Here is a 19,257-nt window from a genome sequence, read left to right on the forward strand (position 1 = left end):
AGTAATTTTTGTGTATGTTTAAACTTCATTTGAAGCCAAGGTCTTCGACAATTCTGTCGTCTTGCAATGAGACGGCTAAAATAGAAAGGATTATTGAAGGATAAGATAGAATTTGAAAGATAATTTGTTTTTATTTGGCATGATATTTGCTCGTTAATGCAGGAGCCACATTCCGGAAGCATAGATCGAACGGGGCATACAGGCAGGCAGCCATTACACGGCCCTGTTTATAAAATACACAACAAAGGCATAGTATTAATTGTACTCTTACAATATAAGATTCATGCTTTTTAGTGATAAATTGTATTTGTATAAACTTTAGATTCTTTTGGCAATATTTTAAAGAATGCCCCGGGACATTTTTTTTGATAATTGGATTTCCTGTTATACCTTTGTCCCGGATTTTATAGTTTAAATTATAATTTTTTTTTCAAATAAACAATCTCGTTATGGTCAACAAAAAGTACATCTTGTTAGCAGGTGTTTGTTCAGCGTTAGCTTTACAACCTGCTTTCGCACAAGAATCAGCGCCAGCGTCCTGGACAGGTAGGGATATGACCTACCGCGGTCAGAGCTATGATGCATTGGATACTGCCTACATTCCTGCAAGCAGAATGGAGCAACAAAAGCAGTACCTCAACCACCAGTACGCTTTCCCTGCTAAACCACGTAATATGTGGGAACTGGGTATCAATGCAGGTGTTTACAACGTATTCGGAGATGTTACCAGCAAAACTCCGTTCACTGCAGCAAAACCTTTAAACTCTGTAGGTTTCGGTGCTACACTGCGTAAAGCTCTGGGTTATTCTACCTCACTGCGTTTACAGTATGTTTACGGTATGGCTTCCGGTTTCGACTACCGTACCCGTTCAGCTTCAGGCGAACTGCCATGGAGCGGTATTCCAGCATATCAGACTATGAATGGTGGTAAAATCTACAGCAACTACAAATTCACTTCTCACGAACTGACTTTACAGTTGGTAGGTAACATCAACAACATTAAATTCAACAAGGCTAAGAATTCTGTAAGCCTGTACGGATTTATCGGTGGCGGTCTGATGGCCTGGCAGACTAAAATTTCTACAGCCGACAAAAACGGTGCTGCTTATGACTTCAGCAAAGTACCTGCAGGTACGCAGCAGTGGAAAGATAGGAAAGCTACAAACGACGCTCTGAAAGAACTGTTTAAAGATGGTCAATACGAATCAGTAAACAGGAAAGAGTCGCATTCTATGATGGGTGACAACCAGCTGAGCCCTGTGCTGACTGGTGGTCTGGGTCTGCAGTTCAAATTAGGTAACCGCGTATCCCTGAACTTCGAAGAAAAACTGTCCTGGATCGGAAGCGACCTGGTTGACGGTGTACAAATGCAGCCTGCAGGTGGCCTGAGCCCAGATAAAGACCTGATCAACTACGCTTCTGTTGGTCTGTCTTTCAACATCGGCAACAAAAAACGCAGCGTTCTGCCTCTGTGGTGGGTTAACCCAATGGATCACATCTACAACGAACTTGCTGATCCTCGTCACATGAAACTGCCTGATCCGGTACTGCCTGATACAGATGGTGACGGTGTAACTGACCAATTCGACAAATGTCCTGATACTCCTGCTGGTGTAGCTGTAGACGTTCACGGTTGTCCTCTGGATACAGATGGTGATGGTGTTCCTGACTACAAAGATAAACAACGCATCACGCCTACAGAATGTCAACCAGTTGACGTTGATGGTATCGGTAAATGCCCTTGCCCTGGCCCTGAGTGTGGTACTGTAGGTCCTGTAGGTTGTAACCTGGGTGCTGGTTCCGTATGCTTCAAAGGTAGCTCTGCTAAACTGAGCTCTGAAGCTCAGAACCAACTGGCTAACCTGGCTGCCCAGATGAAAACTGCTCCTACTTGTAAAGTTGTAGTTATGGGTAACGCTGGTAACAGCAAAGTTCAGCAGCAGCGTTCTTGGGATCGCGTTAACGCGGTAATCGAGTACCTGAGCGAAACTCAGCAGATCAGCCGTGACCAGTTCATCTTCCAATACACTGGTGGTACTGGTGATGTAAACTGTGTAATGTACCGTTCTGCAATGCCTGGCGAAGAAGGCCCATCTAACCTGCCTCCTCCGCACCCACAACTGGGTACTAAAAAATAAGAAAGTCTGACTTCTTAATATTACGAGCGCCCCGGATTATTCCGGGGCGCTTTTTTTTGTGGTTGTGATCTACCCTCGAAGGGTAAAGCCCGCTTACCGGTGAGATCCTTCGCGCAGCGAAGGATGACCACATTCCTCCTGGTGCTTGATGCTTTGCACCCTAATACGGCCAGCTAATTGATGAGATCCTTCGCGATGCTCAGGATGACAACATTCCTCTTGGTGCTTGATGCTTGGCACGCTCATACGGCCAGCTAATTGATGAGATCCTTCACTGCGCTCCCGATGACAGGCTTCCTTTTGGTACTTGATGCTTTCCACGCTGTTAAAGCCAGCTAGGGGATGAGTTCCTTCGCATGCGCTCCCGATGACAGGCTTCCTTTTGGTACTTGATGCTTTGCACGCTGTTAAAGCCAGCTAATTGATGAGTTCCTTCGCTGTGCTCAGGATGACAATATTCCTCTTGTTGCTTGATGCTTTGCACGCTAATACGGCCAGCTAACTGATGAGATCCTTCGCTATGCTCCCGATGACAGACTTCCTCCTGATGCTTGATGCTTTGCACGCTGCTAAAGCCAGCTAGGGGATGAGATCCTTCGCTGCGCTCAGGATAAGAACATTCCTCCTGGTGCTTGATGCTTTGCACCCTAATACGGGCAGCTAATTGATGAGATCCTTCGCTGCGCTCCCGATGACAGACTTCCTTTTGGTGCTTGATGCTTTACACGCTAATACGGCCAGCTAATCGGTGAGATCCTTCGCTGTGCTCAGGATGACAGACTCCCTCTTTCAGAATGACAGGCTCCTTCTTGATACTTGATACTTGATACTTGATACTAATAAATGAGCTCCATCGCTGCGCTCCCGATGACAACATTCCTCCTGGTGCTTGATGCTTTGCACGCTGTTAAAGCCAGCTAGGGGATGAGATCCTTCGCGATGCTCAGGATGACAGGCTTCCTCACATCTCACATCTAACAAAAAAAAAGCGCCCTGTTCTGCAACAGGACGCCTTCGCTTTAAAAGACATTCTTTTATACTTCTTCTGTATTATCAGTATTGTCGGTATCAGTATTGTCGGTATCTTCTCCGTCTGTTTTACCGGTATCGCCGGCATCTCCATTCCTTTCGCCTTCCCTTAATTCGCCCGAACTGTCGATAAACAACTGGCCGCTTTCCGCGCGCTCCACATCGCTATCCGGGATAGCTTCCGCACCATTGGTCGGGAATACGATATCGGTATTGATGATCTCTTTCAACTCCGGTAACTGCCCGGTAGCGTTGATGCCCAGGTAGTCCATAAAGTTCTTGGTCGTGGCATATAACAGGGGTTTGCCTACAGCCTGTTCATTACGGCCGGCGATCATAATCAGTTCCTTTTCCAGCAGCTTCTGGATGGAGTAGTCGGAACTTACACCCCGTATAAATTCGATATCCGATTTGGTGATGGGTTGTTTATAAACGATAATAGCCAGGGTCTCCATGGCAGAGGTCGAAAGCTTTTTGATATACTTATCGCCGTTGAGCTGCAATACGGTCTGGTGGTAAGTTTTCTTGGTCAGGAACTGGTAACCGCCGCCGGTTTCTGATAACTCGAAGGGATAGTATTCGGTATCGTATTTTTCTTTAACAGCTTCGAGGCATATAGCCACCTTATCGCTTTCCAGCGGGGCGTCCATCACGTTGCCCAGCAGTTCGATCATTTCCATTTGTGGTAATGGTCTTTCGCTGGCAAAGATCAGGGCTTCTACATGCGGCATTAATTGTTCTATTTCCATGGTGTTTCTTGGGCTTATCTGCTATCGTATGCTGCATCGAAAGTAAAACAGCTTTTCTATTTGCGTTTAAAAAGTAATGCACAGGTGTGGACAAATTTCCGGGTATTGCTGTATGCCTTTACCATAAACGATCCTGGCGCTTTAAGCAGGCCTCTGCAGGCTGAAAGCAGCGCTGCATCGCTTTTTCATACTTACTTAACCATTGCGTAATGATTAGTTGCTCTTTTTTTGTATATCTTTATAAGAGTTTAATTATGAAAAACCTTCATTTATGCATTGGAGAACATTTAAAGGCGAAACCATTAAGACGCCGATCAAAGCTGCGGTGGAAGCCGCCATTATCCGGGAGACGAATGCGGGACATAAGCTAAAGGTCTGTATCGGTACCGATTCGCAGGTATACAGTGGAACGCATGTGGAGTTCGCTACCGTTATTGTTTTCCTGCGGGAAAAACGCGGCGGCTTCATGTTTATCCAGAACGACCGTTCGAACCAGGCCTATTCGCTTAAAGAACGTATGCTGGTAGAAGTGGCTAAGAGTATCGAGACCGCTTATGATCTCTGCGAACTGTTTAACCGCTATGATGTCGATATGGAAGTACATGCAGACATCAATACCAATCCCCAGTTTAAAAGCAATATAGCCCTGAGCGAAGCCATGGGTTATATCCTGGGTATGGGATTCGCCTTTAAGGCCAAGCCCGAAGCCTTTGCCAGCAGTTGCTGTGCAGACAAAGTGATCAACTAGCAGCAGGTATCCTGTCCCTACTGCAGCGTTGTAAGCTCCCGTTGCCTGATTCGGTTCAGGCGATAATATCCTCCTCACCTTATTCCATTTCAAAGTCATACCCTTACTGCGCCCGGTGGCAATAAAAAAACTGCACCGGCAGGGAGATGCTGATGCAGTACTATTTATGTTATACCTTTGGGAAAGAGAGGCAGTTTGCCGGCTTAATCTTCGTCTTCCGAGCTGGTAATACCAACCGCGTTATCCTTTACGGTTTGCATAAATTCTTTAGCAGGTTTGAATGCCGGGATGAAATGTTCCGGGATCTCCACTGCGACATTTTTCTTGATGTTACGCCCTATTTTAGCGGCCCTCTTCTTTACGATAAAGCTGCCAAAACCTCTAACATATACCGCCTCGCCTTCGGTTAGTGAACTTTTTACCTCTTTAAAAAAGGTTTCCAGGGTCACTAAAACATCTACTTTGGGAATGCCTGTTTTATCAGCAATCCGGGCTACCATATCTGCCTTTCTCATAGGTTATTTTTTGTTTTGCTCAGGAATGATTTTTTGTTAAATAATGCAAATTTATATTGTCATGTTTCTGATAATCAAACATACAACACAAAACTACCAAAATCATTATCTACCCTTGGAAACTTTTGTTAAAGCAGAACTTATTCTTGTTATTTAGGATTTTTTTTTCATTTGGTTAACGCATTATTGGTTTGTCTTACGCACATAGTATTGTAAATAGGTGCAGTCCTGCAATAATTCTTTGTATGCAGCGGTGTTGGCGTACTCGGCCTTCAGCTGTTTGAAATAGGGGCTTTTAAGCGTGTATTGTACGTAGTCGTTGTTCTCTGTAGGGTCGTAATGGTAATCGCGGAGGGAGGTTGCGCTTTTTTGCCAGCATTTGGACAGCATAAACAGGCATTTTGCTTTCAGCTCCTTATCCTTACTCTTATCCAGGGCAAGCTGGTAGTACTTCATAGGCTCTTCGGCAGTATAGTATTTCCGGTAATCGTCCAGCAACCTGTTACGGCTGGTATCGGCATAATAGGCCATTCCGTCCGAACCGCTGCGGCCGTACATACCGGCATCCCAGCACAAGCCGTAATAAGTCATGCTATACAGCCCGTTGGCATAACGGTACAGGGTAGCGGCATCGGCCTTGTCGATATTACTTTGCATGCGGTTCATTTCGCGGGCAAACTGGTATTTATCCGAAGGGGTGGTGGTATCGGCCGGCTCCTGGGTGTCGATCCAATAATCTGCAAAAGGATCGGCAAAAGCATAATCGCTCAACAGGCTTTTCGAGACATTTTTCAATATGGCTTCTGCCTTATCGAACTCATGCTGGCGCAGGTAACGTGTGCCCACATACAGTTCCAGGGCGCCGTCTTTATAGGGCTTGTGTTTTATCAGCCAGGATTCGTAGGCCGATTTCTTGCCGCTTTTAAGCCAGTCTTTAAGGGCCAGTACACCGGCAGTGCTTACCTGGTTCATTTCCGAAGAAAAGCCGGGATCAACATATACCTGCTCTTTCTTCTCATACTGCCAGTAACTGTAACTGCCGTAACCTTCAGGGCCGGTAGAGCCGCGGGCTATACACAGCAGGGCTTTCATGGTATCGCCTTGTTTGATATAGGCATTGGGCAATACGGTCGTCAGCAGGTTGCGGTAGGTAATGGCATAACGGTTTTGCTTTTTAGCCTTCTCTTCGAGCCATTGTACCGAAGGCAGGATATCCTGTTCTGTAGCGGCGTCCAGCTTTTGTTTGCTGTTAATGGCCAGCAGCAGTTTTTCCAGCAGCAGCATATCCTTTATCTTACCCGTTGGGTTTTGTTTTTCTGCTTTGGCAATCCATTCGGCACAGCTTTTCCAGTTCTGGTCCATGTAGTGGAGATAGGCCAGGGCCAGGGGCCAGTAGCCCGACTGGGCTTCTCGGGTCTTGCCTTCGTTATATACTTTTTCACCGAAGCGCATCAGTTCCTGCATTTGCTTCCGCGCACCGGTGGCGCGTTCGGAGGCTTCCCGCTCGTAACTACCGTAGTAGCTGCTGTTGCTGGTACGGTAGCCATAGCTATAGTCGCCACTGAAGCCGCTGTTGGCGCCCAGGGTATAGTTGAAGTAATTCTGTTCGGCTTTGTTGATCTCGCGGGTCATTACGATATCGAGGCCCGAAGCCTGTGGCGACAGTTCGTAAGCTTTTTTCAACAGGGGCAGGGCATTTTCGTAGGTATGCAAGGCATCCATAACCTGCAGCACCGCCTTCTCCTCATTGGTGTGCGCCAGTTTGTATACGGCTTCCCGGCTGGCTTGCGGCCCCTTTTGGTAGTCCTCGCCATGCGGGGTAAAACACCAGTCGTAGCTGATATAGTTACTGGGCTTGTTATCGTCGGTTGCATTAAAAGCGAGCGAGTACAGGTAGGCGGCAAAATTATAATCGCCGGTCTGGTAGAAAGCGCCGGCCTTCAACCCCAGGCAACGGTTGTACATGATATTGGTTGATGTTTTGTCGCCGACCAGTTCGGTAAACAAAGCTTTGGTACCGCGGTAATCCTTGCTGTAAAAGGCCAGGCGCATTACCTGGTAGGCATACCGCCACTGGAAGAAATCCTTTTTAGCGGCCTTCCACAATTGTTTGCCGCTTTTCTGCAGTTTATCCATGGATGGCACATCTTTGGGCGCTGCATTCCAGCTGCCTTCTTCGCCGGCACCGCTGTACAGCTCACATTTCTTGGCATACATGAGGTAACCCAGGGCTTCCAGGTCTTTATCCTTCAGGAACCATTTGGTCATACTGTTGCGCGATATGGAGTCGGGCAACTGCAGCGCCTTCTGTTGTTCGATATGGTAATAAAGATTACTGAGGTCCTTATAGGCGTATTTGTAGATAAACGCTGCGGCATCGGCATCGGAAAACTGCTGCTGGCCGTACTCCCGCCATTCTTTGATATTGATATCGTCGGGGGTATCGTCATCGTCCAGGCCGCCCCACTGGTCGTAGTAAGAGAGGCCCGAGGTGTAATAGAACATAGAGTAGGCTTTGCTGCCGGTCACATTGTTCTGGAAAAAAGAGGTGTAATAATCGTAAGGGTCTTCGCTGCCGCCGCAGGCAGTTACGATCTGTTCGAGGCATAGGGCGCCGATAATAATCAGGGCGGTAAATACGTTTCTCAGGTGTTTCATGATCATTTTTGCAGGATTGAATAGAACCGTTTCCGGAAATTTAAGCGGTTTATATTCCGTAGTTTTGCAGGCACAAAAATAAAACAATAAACTATGCCCGGTTTTGAATTTTTCGGTGAGGAGGAAAGGAAAGAGGTGAATGACGTATTAAATACAGGTATCCTGATGCGCTATGGCTTCGATGCGCAACGCCAAGGCATCTGGAAGGCCAAAGAGCTGGAACAGGGGCTGCGCGAAAAGCTGAACGTGCAATATGCACAGCTTACCTCGAGCGGTACTTCGGCCCTGAGCACCATTATGGCGGCTATGGGAATAGGCGCCGGCGATGAGGTGATCATGCCGACGTTTACCTTCGTGGCCAGTTTCGAATGTGTGTTGTTTGCAGGCGCGATGCCCGTGCTGGTAGATATCGACGATACCCTTACTCTCGATCCTGCCGCGGTAGAGGCTGCGATCACCCCGCGTACCAAAGCCGTAATGCCGGTACATATGTGCGGCGCCATGGCCGACCTGGACGCGTTGAAAGCTATCTGCGACAAACATAACCTGATCCTGCTCGAAGATGCCTGCCAGTCTTTTGGCGGTACCTACAAAGGCAAGGCCCTGGGCACCATCGGCGATGCCGGCGCTTTCTCTTTCGACTTCGTAAAAACAGTAACCTGCGCCGAAGGCGGTGGTATTGTGACCAATAATAAAGACCTGTACGAAAAGTGCGATGCCTATAGCGATCATGGCCACGACCACCTTGGCGTTGACCGTGGTGCAGACCTGCATCCCTATATCGGTTACAACTTCCGTATTTCCGAACTGCATGCCGCCGTGGGCCTGGCGCAGCTCCGCAAGCTCGACCGCTTCCTGGAGATCCAGCGCCGTACCAAGAAGATCTTTAAAGATGCCCTGGCTGCCATACCCGAAGTAAGCTTCCGCCGTATACCCGACGAGGCCGGCGATAGCGCTACCTTCCTGGGTTTCTTCCTGCCGGATGAAACAACGACCCGTGCGGCGGCCGCCAATATGAAAGCAGCCGGTATCGTGCCTTTCCACTATTTCGATAATAACTGGCACTATATCCGCAACTGGGAGCACTTCCGCAACCACCGCACGCTGTCGCGCCTGGCGCCGCAACTCGAAGAGGCGATGGCCATTTATAAAGACAAACAATTCCCGGCTTCCGATGCGCTGATCAGCCGCTGCATCTGCACGCCGATCAATATGTCGTGGTCGGATGAAGAAGTAAATGCAAGGGCCGCCAAACTGGTGAAGGCCGTAAACGATGCCCTGGGAAAATAATACGAAGCTTTGAACAATTTTAATACAAGCCCATGCTAACGCTTAAGAAAAGCCTCGGACAGCACTTCCTGCACGATGAGAACATCTGCAGGAAAATAGTGGAACAAGTAACCCGTAAGGAAGGCCTGCAACTCGTAGAGGTGGGGCCGGGCGGCGGTGCGCTTACCAAATACCTGCTGGCCTGGGAGGACGTGCGGTACAAAGCGATAGAGGTGGACGACGAAAAGGTAACCTACCTGAATGCGCAATACCCTGCCATAAAGGATAAACTGGTGCATATCGACTTCCTGAAAGCCGCCGTGCCTTTTGAAGGACAGTTCTCGGTGATCGGTAATTTTCCCTATAACATTTCCTCCCAGATCCTGTTCAAGATCCTGGATTGGGAAAACCAGGTGGATGAAGTGATCGGTATGTTCCAGAAAGAAGTGGCCCTGCGGGTGGCCGCACCTTCGGGCAACAAGGCCTATGGCATACTCAGCGTACTGATCCAGGCATTCTTTAAAGTGGAATACCTGTTCGATGTACATGAAAATTGTTTTACGCCGCCGCCCAAGGTAAAGTCGGGTGTGATCCGGCTGAGCAATGCACAGAACCCCTTTGGCATCGAAGACCGTAAAACCTTCACCCGGATCGTGAAAGCTGCTTTCGGGCAACGGCGCAAGATGTTGCGTAATGCTCTGAAAGGCACATTCAGCGCGGCTATACTGGAAGAACCCATATTTACCAAAAGGGCGGAACAGTTGTCTGTAGCCGATTTCGTAGGCCTGTATCAACGTTATTTAAAACAGCAACATGACTAAACGGGTACTTATAGCAGCGCCGGTGCACGAAGTGCTGACCCGGCAACTCGAATCCTGGGGATACGTATGCGAACAGGTGCTCGATATTACCGGCGCGCAGGCGCTCGAGATGATCCCGGCGTTTGAAGGCGTGATCACCTCGACCCGTTTGCAGATCGATAAAACCTTTATAGACCGTGGCACGCAACTGAAATGGCTGGGCCGTATGGGCTCGGGTATGGAGGTGATCGACGTGCCTTACGCTACTGCACGCGGTATACAGTGTTTCAGCAGTCCTGAAGGCAATGCCAATGCCGTGGCCGAGCAGGCCCTGGGTATGCTGCTGGGGCTACAGCACCGTATCGTGGCAGCGCATCTCGAATTGCAGCAGGGCATTTACCTGCGCGAAGAGAACCGGGGTGTGGAAATAGAAGGGCTTACCGCAGGTGTTATCGGTTATGGCAACAATGGCAGCGCCTTTGCCCGCAAGCTAAAGGCTATGGACGTACAGGTACTGGCCTTCGATAAATACCGGCAGGGCTATGGCGAGCCCGGTATACAGGAGTGTACAGACCTTGAAGCGATTTACCGGAAAGCCGATATCCTTAGCTTCCACCTGCCGCTTAACGAGGAAACCGACTATTATTTCGACGATACCTTCCTGCAAAAAATGGAACGGCCGTTTGTGTTGCTCAATCTGTCGCGGGGCAAAATAGTAGCCGCGGCAACCTTACTGGCCGGCCTGCAATCGGGTCGTATAAAGGCCGCAGCGCTGGATGTATGGGAACAGGAACCCCTGGCCCGTATGGATGCCGCAACGCGTGCCGTATTTGACGAACTGATCCGCCGGCCCGATTTTATCGGCACACCGCATATTGCCGGGTATACCGTACAGGCGCTTTATAAAATGAGTTATTACCTGGTCGGGAAGCTGGGTAAAGCACTTGGGTTTAATTAAAAGTTAAACCCAGCACGCTTTCCACGGCCCGGTATTTATATTTGGAAAACATAAACTTATTCTTTACCTTTGGTTTTTACATGCAACGCACTCGCTATGGGCGCGTTGCATGTTTTCTTTTACTAAAAATTTTGATAAAAGGAGCATTGACATGGCAGATATCAATTATGTAACCAAGGATACCTTGGAGCAAATGAGGCAGGAATTAACGCAACTTAAAACAGCAGGCCGCGCGGAAATCGCAAGGGCTATCGCAGAAGCGAGGGAAAAGGGGGACCTCCGGGAAAACGCGGAGTACGATGCAGCCAAAGAAGCTCAGGGATATCACGAAGCCAAGATCGCACAACTGGAATTGGCGATCATCGGTTCGCGGGTTATTGATACCAAAGACATTGACATCAGCAAGGTCTCTATTCTCAGCAAGGTGAAGATCACCAATGTTAAAACGAAAAAATCTTTCGAATACCAGATCGTTTCCGAAACCGAAGCCGACCTCAAAGCCGGTAAGATCTCGGTAGGTTCCCCTATTGCAAAAGGCCTGCTCGGCAAAGCGGTAGGAGAAACCGCAGAAGTAGCTGCACCCTCCGGTACCATGAAATTCAAAATCGACGCGATCAGTATATAAGCCTGCAGTAATGCAGTAAAAAGAGGCCGCGATCGAAGATCACGGCCTCTTTTTTATGGTTTGTTTCCCGGGGTAATGGTATCTTTAGCGACCATTAACCGGCCTTGCACCCGTTATTGCAACAGGCACAAGCCCTCAAACACGAACCATTGTTTTATGACTGTTTTTTCGAAAATCATTGCAGGTGAAATCCCTTCTTACAAGATCCTGGAAGATGACCGTTTTTATGCCTTCCTGGACATTTTCCCACTTGTAAAAGGGCATGTGCTTGTTGTACCCAAAGTGGAAGTGGATAAGGTCTTCGACCTGGACGACGATCTGCTCGGAGCTGCTTTCGTGTTTGCCAAAAAGATAGGCAAAGCGATCGAAAAAGCTTTCGACTGTAACCGCTGTGGTATAAGCGTAGTGGGGCTCGAAGTGCCGCATGCGCATATCCATCTCATGCCCATCAACAGTGTCGACGATATGAACTTTCACCATCCTAAACTGAAGCTGAGCGACGAAGAGCTGAAGGCCGTACAGCAGCAAATTATCGATGCCTTGCAGGCATAGTGTACCCGGTAGGGCAATAAATCTTTGCACAAAGAGATGGATAAACACGGACAAGATTGTTCCGTGCTTACCCGCCTGTGTATTGTAATCAAAACGCATGGTTATTCAGCCTGTTATTGTTTGATGATCTTAACCACGGTTTCTGCATTATTGATCCGGAGCAGGTAAGCGCCCGGGGCCAGGGTGTGTTGCCGGCATCGTATTGTATCTGTGCGCAGCAGCAGGAAATGGCCTGGTGTGGCGCGCTGCCACGACCTGTAGCCGTTTTACGGTAACGGATACTCATGCCAGGTTCATAACCCGGCATCAGGTCGTCGAGAACTACGGTCCATACGCCTGTTCTTAGGAAATTGGCATCTACAGCGGTGCTGTATGCATGGTGTCTGTAAATCCGATGTAAATGTGCAGTATAGTGCGCATAAAAAAACCGGCTTTTCGGGAACCGGGTATTTTTATTTAATAAAGTATGTAGGTGTTTTGTTATTAGGAATATGTGTTCATTTTAAAGGCATACTTCACCGCTTGAGTCCCGTTTGTAAGTAAGTGGTAGCCATTGCAATTATGCTATACCGGACGAAGACGCTTTGTTGTCGACCAGCTTTTTCCACCGGAAATAACCAAACACCGCAACCGTAAACAGGAAGAGGGTAAGCAAGGCCGTAAGCGGCATATGCTTGTAAAAGAACAGCGGAATGGCAATGGCGTTGGAAATGTTGAGCAGGATCCAGTTTTCGAGCTTACGCCGTGCCAGCAGCCACATACCCGACCAGGCGGTAGCAGCAACCAGGGCATCGGCCACAGGTACGTTGGAAGGTGTGATATAAGCAATGAGCGGTGTGGCATACTTGAGCAGTACAAAGAAAACCAAGAATGCAAGACCCGCTATAGATAAGGCTATTTTCCAGTCCCGCGGACTACAACGGGTTATGGGCAGCGGTTCGGTGGCTTTCGTTTTCTGTACCCAGAGGTACCATCCGTAAATGCTCATGATGAAATAATAGAGGTTGAGCGTGGCATCGGCATAGAGGCCTGGATGAGGCTGGGCCAGCATCCAGGTGTAAATGCCGGTAGCGATAATACCCGCAGGATACAGCAATACATTATTGCGGTAGGAAAGGAGCACCTGTACTACGCTGAAAAAAACGGCAACGAGTTCCAGCCAGCTGGTTTGTTGCCATTGCTCGATCATATAAGGGTAAATATCCGGCATAAAAGGCCGCAAAAATACAAGGTTAAAATCGTAACACCATAACAACAGGTACTGGACTACTGTCAAGTTCTTCGTACCTTTGTTCAAAATCAGGAAAAGAGATCAATGGCAAAACAAAATAATGTGCGAAAATGCTCTTTCTGCGGAAAGCTGGAAAGTCAGGCAGCACTGCTCATTACGGGCGTAGATGGCAACATTTGCGACGAATGTGCCGAGCAGGCGCACCTGATGGTGACGGATGCGAGCATGAAGCCTAAAGCGGGCAACAACAAATACGACGTAAAAAATCATAAGGTCTATAAACCTAAAGAGATCAAATCCTTCCTCGACCAGTATATCATTGGCCAGGACGATGCCAAGAAAGTAATGGCGGTAGCCATGTACAACCACTACAAAAGGTTGATGCATCCCATTACCGACGACGTGGAAATCGAGAAGTCCAATATCATTATGGTTGGGGAAACCGGTACCGGTAAAACCCTGCTGGCCAAAACCGTGGCCCGTATCCTGCAGGTACCTTTCGCTATTGCCGATGCTACCGTGTTTACCCAGGCGGGTTACGTGGGCGAAGATGTAGAGAGCATCCTGTCGCGCCTGCTGCAGGCCTGCGACTATGATGTGGCCGCTGCGGAAAAAGGTATTGTTTATATCGACGAGATCGATAAGATCGGTCGTAAGAGCGACAACCCTTCCATTACCCGCGATGTAAGCGGCGAAGGGGTACAGCAGGCCTTGCTCAAACTGCTCGAAGGGTCTGAAGTGCTGGTACCACCGCAGGGTGGCCGTAAGCACCCCGAGCAAAAACTGATCAAAGTAAATACACAAAATATCCTCTTTATCTGCGGCGGCGCATTCGAAGGCATCGACAAGCTGATCGCCCGCCGTATGGAGGCTTCTACCATCGGGTTCAAAAATGCGGATCAGAAAGATAAGATCGACCGTACTAACCTGCTGCAATATGTAAACCCGCAGGATCTGCGTTCCTTCGGCCTTATCCCCGAATTGCTGGGCAGGCTGCCTGTGGTTACTTATCTCAATCCACTCGATAAAGATGTGCTGAAGCGTATCCTTACCGAGCCAAAAAATGCACTGATCCGCCAGTACAAGCGCCTGTTCGAATATGAAAATATCCAGCTCGAAGTAGAAGAGGCTGCGCTGGATTATATGGTGGACAAGGCTTTTACTTACAAACTGGGCGGCAGGGGCCTGCGTACCATCTGCGAGATGATTCTTACCGATGCCATGTTCGAACTGCCTTCGGAGCAGCACGATGGTGTATTCACCCTGACGCTCGATTATGCGATGCAAAAACTCGAAAGAGCCAAGCTCGAGTATATGAAGGCAGCTTAGTACTGAAAAAGAAACTCATTTATTTAAAACAAGACTTAATAACCCATGCAGGCACTTATTGATGAATTAGTAGCAAAAGCAGGACTGACGCCCGAAGCGGCAGCCAAATCCGTGGAAACAACAATCGGCTTCGTAAAAAGCAAATTACCGCCATTCCTGGCCGATAAGGTAGAGGACCTGTTGAACGGTAAGTTTGATCTCGGTTCCCTGCTCGGCGGTTTCGGCGGTGGCGGATCGGCCGACGAAAGCCCGCTCGACAAACTGAGCGGTATGTTCGGCGGCAAAACGGAAGAAGGCAAAGCCTAAGATCCTTATGCTATCCCGGGTTGTACTTCAGCCCGATGCGTCTTTACAATTTTTCAGGAAGCAGCTGTATCGTACAGCTGCTTTTTTTGTGGGTAATACCGACGGTGTAAACAAGGTAGTCGCCACGGTCAAAAAGCCCGGGTGTGCATGGATTGCCGTAAGCCTTGTAAGCGGCGCCTGCAGATAAAAAGAGAGGCTGTCTCCAGGTTAGAGACAGCCTCGTTGTTTTATAATATGCCGTAGAAAAATTACCAGGGGTGGTAAACGGATACCTCGATAGTATAGGCAAACGTAGCGCCGACAATGCTGTAGCCCCAGGTTTTCTTAAACGTGAACGTAGAGTAATAGGTGCCGGTATAGAGCAGCGAGCCGCCCATAGGCATAGCATCAAAGGTAGAAAGCGGGATGTTAAGTGCCTGGTAGGGACCCCATGGTGCTACGAAATCGTTTAAGGCAAAGCTTACATTGGTAAGTGTAGGGCCTAAGCCGGTAACCGGGAATTCGCCTTTGGTACCGATAGTTGTGGTGGTCCAGCTGGCGCCGGTTGGGGCAACGGTGGCTTTAAACTGTCCGGCCGGATTGGCGCTGGTGTTGGCCACATAGGCTACCGCGAAACCATTGGCGCCGGAGAGTTGTGCGCGGGACATAAAGGAGATGGAGAGCAGGGCAAAGGCCGTCAACAGGAATTTTAAACTTTTCATTGTTTGTGCTTTTTATGGGTGAACACCAAAGGTCAATGTACAGAAGCGCAAAAAATGCCCCTGGTAAAAAAAGTATCAGGTATGGAGATGTTAGATATGAGATGTGAGATGTTAGATATGAGATGTTAGAGAGTGACTGTCATCCTGAGCATCGCGAAGGAGCTCCTTTTATTAGTATCAGGTAGCAAGTAGCAAGTAGCAAGCGTGCGATTGTCATCCTGAGCATCGCGAAGGAACTCATCGGTTAGCTGGCCGTATTAGCGTGCGGCATCCCCCTTACAAAACAGGCGATAGCAGCCTGGCCGTATCTTCCAGCAGCTCCAGCCACCAGGCGCGTTTGGCCCAGTCTTCGATAAAGATTTCCTCACTATCGGCCATATCCTTAACCAATGCGGCTTCCAGCTCTTCGCTTACACGCCGGCTATAGATCACCGCATTGATCTCGAAGTTAAGTTCAAAACTCCGCCCATCCATATTTGCCGTGCCAACGATCGACAGGTTATCGTCGACGACCATGGTCTTGGCATGCATAAAACCTTTGTGGTAGAGGAATATCCGCACACCGCAGGAAAGCATCTCTTTAAAATAGGAGCGGGCGGCTGCATTCACGATAAACGAATCTGATATACCGGGCAGCAGCAGGCGTACGTCTTTGCCGCTTAAAGCCGCCTTTTTGAGCGCATCGTAAATACTCTGGTTCGGGATAAAATACGGCGAAGAGATATAGACCTTTTCACGGGCATCGACAATGGCTGTAAAGAAACTGAGCATAATGGCAGAGCTCGGGTAGTCGGGGCCGCCGGCCACGATCTGCACCAGGTCTTCGTGGTCTTCCTGCGGGGCTTCAAACAGGTTGGGAAAGAAATTTCGGGTAATATCGAGTGTCTCTTCGGTACAAAAATTCCAGTTGGCGATAAAGTGATATTGCAGGCTGCTTACGGCCGGACCTTCTATCTTAACATGGGTGTCGCGCCAGTAAAGGCTTGCAGGATCGCCGTCGTTCAGGTATTTATCCGATACATTAATGCCGCCGATAAACCCGGTAACGCCGTCTACGATGATGATCTTGCGGTGGTCCCGGTAATTGATCCTGTTGGCCAGCAGGTAAAATTTGACCTCGAAAAACGGGAATACCTGGATGCCCGCCTGGCGCATGTCAGCTATGGTGGCGTCGGCCAGGCCATGACTGCCGAAGTCGTCGTAGATAAACCGGACCGTAACACCTTCCCCGGCTTTCCGTTTCAGCAGGTCGATGAGCTGCATCCCGATCTTATCATCATCGAATATGTAGTATTCCAGGTGGATGTATTCGCGGGCTTGCTCCAGTGCGCGGATCACTTCCGGGAATTTCTGTTCGCCGTTGAGCAATAGCTTTACTTTGTTATAACTGAGTACGGCCTTCGAATCGCGGAGTAGCAGTTGTACCAGGTCTTTATGACCTTCCAGGAGTTCGCTGTGCGCGGCAAATACCTTCAGCGAATTTTCCGACAACTGGTTTTCGATCTTCTCATACAGTTCGTCGTTTTGGATGATCTTTTTGGTGAAGAGCTTGCGCCGCCGGTAATTGGTGCCAAAGGAGAAGTAAATGATACTGCCGGCAACGGGTACCAGGAATACCAGCAGGATATAGGCCATGGTCTTCGACGAATTGTCGGTATCCATGATGATGCGTATGACCGTAAATACGGACAGCAGTACGACAAGTACCAGGGAAATCGTGGACAAGTGCCTGCTGATGAGTTCGATCATATTGCTGCTAACAAATTTATCGGGAAATTGTTAATCCGGCGGCATACCGGGAAACCGTTTAGGTACGCCTACTTCAGCTGTTGCATCGTAACCAGTTTCCGGTAGGTGCCCTCTACCTGCATCAGCTCCTGGTGCGAGCCGCGTTCCACAATCTCGCCCTGGTTCAGTACAATGATCTCGTCGGCATGCTGCACGGTAGACAGGCGGTGGGCAATTACGATACAGGTACGGTTTTTCATCAGCTGGTTGATTGCATCCTGTACGATACGCTCCGATTCTGTATCGAGCGAGGAGGTGGCTTCGTCGAGGATCAGTATCGGCGGGTTTTTCAGCACAGCACGGGCAATGGTGATGCGCTGGCGTTCGCCACCGCTGAGCCGGTTGCCCCGGTCGCCGGCAAAGGTCTGGTAGCCGTCTTTTTTACGGAGTATAAATTCGTGGGCATTGGCTACACGGGCGGCATCTGCCACCTGCTCTTCGGTAGCGCCACCGGTACCCAGGGTAATGTTATTGTACAGGGTGTCGTTAAACAAAATAGGTTCCTGCGATACCATACCGATCAGGCGGCGCAGGTCGTAGATCTTGTAGTCTTTTATATTCACCCCATCGATCAGCAACTCGCCGCCGGTCACGTCATGAAAGCGCGGTATCAGGTCGGCCAGGGTACTTTTTCCCGCGCCCGAAGCGCCTACCAGCGCTACCGTAGCGCCTTTCATGATCTTCAGGTTTACATTGTTCAGGATCTGTTTGGAGCCATAGGCAAAGCTTACATTGCGCAGCTCTATACTGTCGGTAAATGTTTTTACGGCTTTGGCATCGGGTAGTTCCTTAATGGTATTTTCCACCTGCATCAGTTCCTGGATACGGTCCAGGGCGGCGGCCCCCTTCTGCATGTTGTAGAATGCGGTAGATAAGGCCTTGATGGGATTGATGATCTGGTAGAACAGGGTAATGAAAAAGAGGAAGAAGGGGCCGGTAAGACTGGTGCCGCCGGTAAAGATCAGGTAGCCGCCCCACCACAGGATGGCCGATACCACGACAATGCCCAGTGTTTCGGAGAGGGGAGAGCCGGCATCCCTGCGCGCCGATATCTTGTTGCGTATACGCAGCAGGGTATTGTTGATCTGCCGGAAGCGCAGTTGCTGGTGGCGTTCGGCGTTGAATGCCTTTACCACGCGGATGCCTCCCAGGGTCTCATCGATATTGCTCAGCATTTCGCCCAGCTGCTCCTGTGCATCGTTGGAAGGGCGTTTGAGCGACTTGCCCACTTTACCGATTACGAAACCGGCAATAGGCAGGAATACCAGAAGCGACAAGGTCAACTGCGGGCTGATGGCGATCATGGTAACCAGGGTAAAGATAATGGTAAGCGGCTCCCGGATAATTGTTTCGATAACGCTCATCACCGATACTTCCACTTCGTTTACATCATTGGTCATACGCGATACCAGGTCGCCTTTATTTTCTTCGGTAAAGAAGCCGATCGGCAGCGAGAGGGCTTTGCCAAACATATCGTCGCGCAGCTGCCGCATTACCGTATTGCGCAGCGGGTTAAGGATAAGCTGCGAACAGTAGATAAAAAAGTTTTTCAGTATCGTGGCCAGGATCAGGATCACCACGGCGTAGGTAAGCGCGGTAAGCTTGGTCTGCTCCAGCATAAAGGCATTGATGTAATTGGTTACGCTGGCAATAAGCCCGCTGCCGGTTGCGACAACGGCCGTCTTTTCGGCGCCGGCAAACAATACCTGCAGCACGGGTATCAGCATACCAAACGAGAACAGGGCAAACACTACCGAAAGAAAGCTGGTAAAAAAGTACAGGACGATCTTGCCTTTATAAGGACTCAGGTAGGCTAATAGCTTTGGAATATTTTTCATGCAATAATAATAGCGGTAAGGGC

At 49.1% G+C, this 19,257-nt stretch carries 16 protein-coding genes; 9 read left to right on the plus strand and 7 right to left on the minus strand.

Annotated elements, in window-relative coordinates; genetic code table 11:
• The first annotated feature begins 449 nt into the window (after positions 1-449).
• Positions 450-2,138 (plus strand): OmpA family protein, encoded by a 1,689-nt coding sequence (locus tag B0I18_RS25410; protein ID WP_281257985.1) that lies wholly within the window; start codon positions 450-452, stop codon positions 2,136-2,138.
• 1,034 nt (positions 2,139-3,172) lie between these two features.
• Here B0I18_RS25410 and scpB read toward each other — a convergent pair.
• The gene (scpB, locus tag B0I18_RS04725; protein ID WP_106521481.1) at positions 3,173-3,916 is read right to left on the minus strand and encodes an SMC-Scp complex subunit ScpB; all 744 of its coding nucleotides are present in this window, start codon (positions 3,914-3,916) and stop codon (positions 3,173-3,175) included.
• A gap of 271 nt (positions 3,917-4,187) precedes the next feature.
• On the opposite strand from scpB, the gene B0I18_RS04730 reads away from it, so the two are divergent.
• Positions 4,188-4,664 carry a ribonuclease H-like YkuK family protein gene (locus B0I18_RS04730; protein ID WP_106521482.1) on the plus strand — a complete coding sequence of 159 codons (477 nt, stop codon included), beginning with the start codon at positions 4,188-4,190 and terminating at the stop codon, positions 4,662-4,664.
• Between the two features lie 203 nt (positions 4,665-4,867).
• Here the strand turns inward: B0I18_RS04730 and B0I18_RS04735 are convergent, their stop codons facing one another.
• Together B0I18_RS04735 and B0I18_RS04740 are read right to left on the minus strand one after the other, a co-directional pair.
• A complete protein-coding gene (locus tag B0I18_RS04735; protein WP_106521483.1) occupies positions 4,868-5,179 on the minus strand; it encodes an HU family DNA-binding protein in 312 nt (103 codons plus the stop codon).
• A gap of 183 nt (positions 5,180-5,362) precedes the next feature.
• A complete protein-coding gene (locus B0I18_RS04740) occupies positions 5,363-7,837 on the minus strand; it encodes a hypothetical protein (RefSeq protein ID WP_146146654.1) in 2,475 nt (824 codons plus the stop codon).
• Between the two features lie 93 nt (positions 7,838-7,930).
• Between B0I18_RS04740 and B0I18_RS04745 the strand changes: the two genes are divergently transcribed.
• The 5 genes from B0I18_RS04745 to B0I18_RS04765 all read left to right on the plus strand — a co-directional run bounded on the left by B0I18_RS04745 (position 7,931) and on the right by B0I18_RS04765 (position 12,041).
• Positions 7,931-9,127, plus strand: a complete 1,197-nt coding sequence (locus B0I18_RS04745; protein WP_106521485.1) for a DegT/DnrJ/EryC1/StrS family aminotransferase — start codon at positions 7,931-7,933, stop codon at positions 9,125-9,127.
• Between the two features lie 32 nt (positions 9,128-9,159).
• The gene (rsmA, locus tag B0I18_RS04750) at positions 9,160-9,927 is read left to right on the plus strand and encodes a 16S rRNA (adenine(1518)-N(6)/adenine(1519)-N(6))-dimethyltransferase RsmA (protein WP_106521486.1); all 768 of its coding nucleotides are present in this window, start codon (positions 9,160-9,162) and stop codon (positions 9,925-9,927) included.
• Positions 9,920-10,864, plus strand: coding sequence for an NAD(P)-dependent oxidoreductase (locus B0I18_RS04755; RefSeq protein ID WP_106521487.1), 945 nt, complete (start codon positions 9,920-9,922; stop codon positions 10,862-10,864). The genes rsmA and B0I18_RS04755 overlap by 8 nt, the downstream gene beginning before the upstream one ends.
• Before the next feature lie 151 nt (positions 10,865-11,015).
• Positions 11,016-11,489, plus strand: a complete 474-nt coding sequence (greA, locus tag B0I18_RS04760; protein ID WP_106521488.1) for a transcription elongation factor GreA — start codon at positions 11,016-11,018, stop codon at positions 11,487-11,489.
• 156 nt (positions 11,490-11,645) lie between these two features.
• Positions 11,646-12,041: an HIT family protein gene (locus B0I18_RS04765; protein WP_106521489.1), complete on the plus strand. Its 396-nt coding sequence runs from the start codon at positions 11,646-11,648 to the stop codon at positions 12,039-12,041.
• A 559-nt stretch (positions 12,042-12,600) separates the two neighbouring features.
• Here the strand turns inward: B0I18_RS04765 and pnuC are convergent.
• Positions 12,601-13,251 carry a nicotinamide riboside transporter PnuC gene (gene pnuC / locus B0I18_RS04770; RefSeq protein WP_106522045.1) on the minus strand — a complete coding sequence of 217 codons (651 nt, stop codon included), beginning with the start codon at positions 13,249-13,251 and terminating at the stop codon, positions 12,601-12,603.
• A gap of 105 nt (positions 13,252-13,356) precedes the next feature.
• On the opposite strand from pnuC, the gene clpX reads away from it, so the two are divergent.
• A complete protein-coding gene (gene clpX, locus B0I18_RS04775) occupies positions 13,357-14,601 on the plus strand; it encodes an ATP-dependent Clp protease ATP-binding subunit ClpX (protein ID WP_106521490.1) in 1,245 nt (414 codons plus the stop codon).
• A 45-nt stretch (positions 14,602-14,646) separates the two neighbouring features.
• A complete protein-coding gene (locus B0I18_RS04780; RefSeq protein WP_106521491.1) occupies positions 14,647-14,907 on the plus strand; it encodes a hypothetical protein in 261 nt (86 codons plus the stop codon).
• A 248-nt stretch (positions 14,908-15,155) separates the two neighbouring features.
• Here the strand turns inward: B0I18_RS04780 and B0I18_RS04790 are convergent, their stop codons facing one another.
• From B0I18_RS04790 to B0I18_RS04800, 3 genes are all read right to left on the minus strand, one after another.
• A complete protein-coding gene (locus tag B0I18_RS04790; protein ID WP_106521493.1) occupies positions 15,156-15,608 on the minus strand; it encodes a hypothetical protein in 453 nt (150 codons plus the stop codon).
• Between the two features lie 276 nt (positions 15,609-15,884).
• Positions 15,885-17,357: a cardiolipin synthase gene (gene cls, locus B0I18_RS04795; RefSeq protein WP_106521494.1), complete on the minus strand. Its 1,473-nt coding sequence runs from the start codon at positions 17,355-17,357 to the stop codon at positions 15,885-15,887.
• Positions 17,358-17,425: 68 nt separating this feature from the next.
• Positions 17,426-19,234: an ABC transporter ATP-binding protein gene (locus B0I18_RS04800; RefSeq protein WP_106521495.1), complete on the minus strand. Its 1,809-nt coding sequence runs from the start codon at positions 19,232-19,234 to the stop codon at positions 17,426-17,428.
• Positions 19,235-19,257 lie beyond the last annotated feature (23 nt).

Source organism: Taibaiella chishuiensis (assembly GCF_003014535.1).
Taxonomy (GTDB): domain Bacteria; phylum Bacteroidota; class Bacteroidia; order Chitinophagales; family Chitinophagaceae; genus Taibaiella; species Taibaiella chishuiensis.

What these genes read in the sequence shown, in the direction of transcription:
- B0I18_RS25410 (WP_281257985.1), top strand. Translation starts at nt 450, where the DNA reads ATGGTCAACAAAAAGTACATCTTGTTAGCAGGTGTTTGTTCAGCGTTA.
- scpB (WP_106521481.1), bottom strand. Translation starts at nt 3,916, where the DNA reads ATGGAAATAGAACAATTAATGCCGCATGTAGAAGCCCTGATCTTTGCC.
- B0I18_RS04730 (WP_106521482.1), top strand. Translation starts at nt 4,188, where the DNA reads ATGCATTGGAGAACATTTAAAGGCGAAACCATTAAGACGCCGATCAAA.
- B0I18_RS04735 (WP_106521483.1), bottom strand. Translation starts at nt 5,179, where the DNA reads ATGAGAAAGGCAGATATGGTAGCCCGGATTGCTGATAAAACAGGCATT.
- B0I18_RS04740 (WP_146146654.1), bottom strand. Translation starts at nt 7,837, where the DNA reads ATGAAACACCTGAGAAACGTATTTACCGCCCTGATTATTATCGGCGCC.
- B0I18_RS04745 (WP_106521485.1), top strand. Translation starts at nt 7,931, where the DNA reads ATGCCCGGTTTTGAATTTTTCGGTGAGGAGGAAAGGAAAGAGGTGAAT.
- rsmA (WP_106521486.1), top strand. Translation starts at nt 9,160, where the DNA reads ATGCTAACGCTTAAGAAAAGCCTCGGACAGCACTTCCTGCACGATGAG.
- B0I18_RS04755 (WP_106521487.1), top strand. Translation starts at nt 9,920, where the DNA reads ATGACTAAACGGGTACTTATAGCAGCGCCGGTGCACGAAGTGCTGACC.
- greA (WP_106521488.1), top strand. Translation starts at nt 11,016, where the DNA reads ATGGCAGATATCAATTATGTAACCAAGGATACCTTGGAGCAAATGAGG.
- B0I18_RS04765 (WP_106521489.1), top strand. Translation starts at nt 11,646, where the DNA reads ATGACTGTTTTTTCGAAAATCATTGCAGGTGAAATCCCTTCTTACAAG.
- pnuC (WP_106522045.1), bottom strand. Translation starts at nt 13,251, where the DNA reads ATGCCGGATATTTACCCTTATATGATCGAGCAATGGCAACAAACCAGC.
- clpX (WP_106521490.1), top strand. Translation starts at nt 13,357, where the DNA reads ATGGCAAAACAAAATAATGTGCGAAAATGCTCTTTCTGCGGAAAGCTG.
- B0I18_RS04780 (WP_106521491.1), top strand. Translation starts at nt 14,647, where the DNA reads ATGCAGGCACTTATTGATGAATTAGTAGCAAAAGCAGGACTGACGCCC.
- B0I18_RS04790 (WP_106521493.1), bottom strand. Translation starts at nt 15,608, where the DNA reads ATGAAAAGTTTAAAATTCCTGTTGACGGCCTTTGCCCTGCTCTCCATC.
- cls (WP_106521494.1), bottom strand. Translation starts at nt 17,357, where the DNA reads ATGATCGAACTCATCAGCAGGCACTTGTCCACGATTTCCCTGGTACTT.
- B0I18_RS04800 (WP_106521495.1), bottom strand. Translation starts at nt 19,234, where the DNA reads ATGAAAAATATTCCAAAGCTATTAGCCTACCTGAGTCCTTATAAAGGC.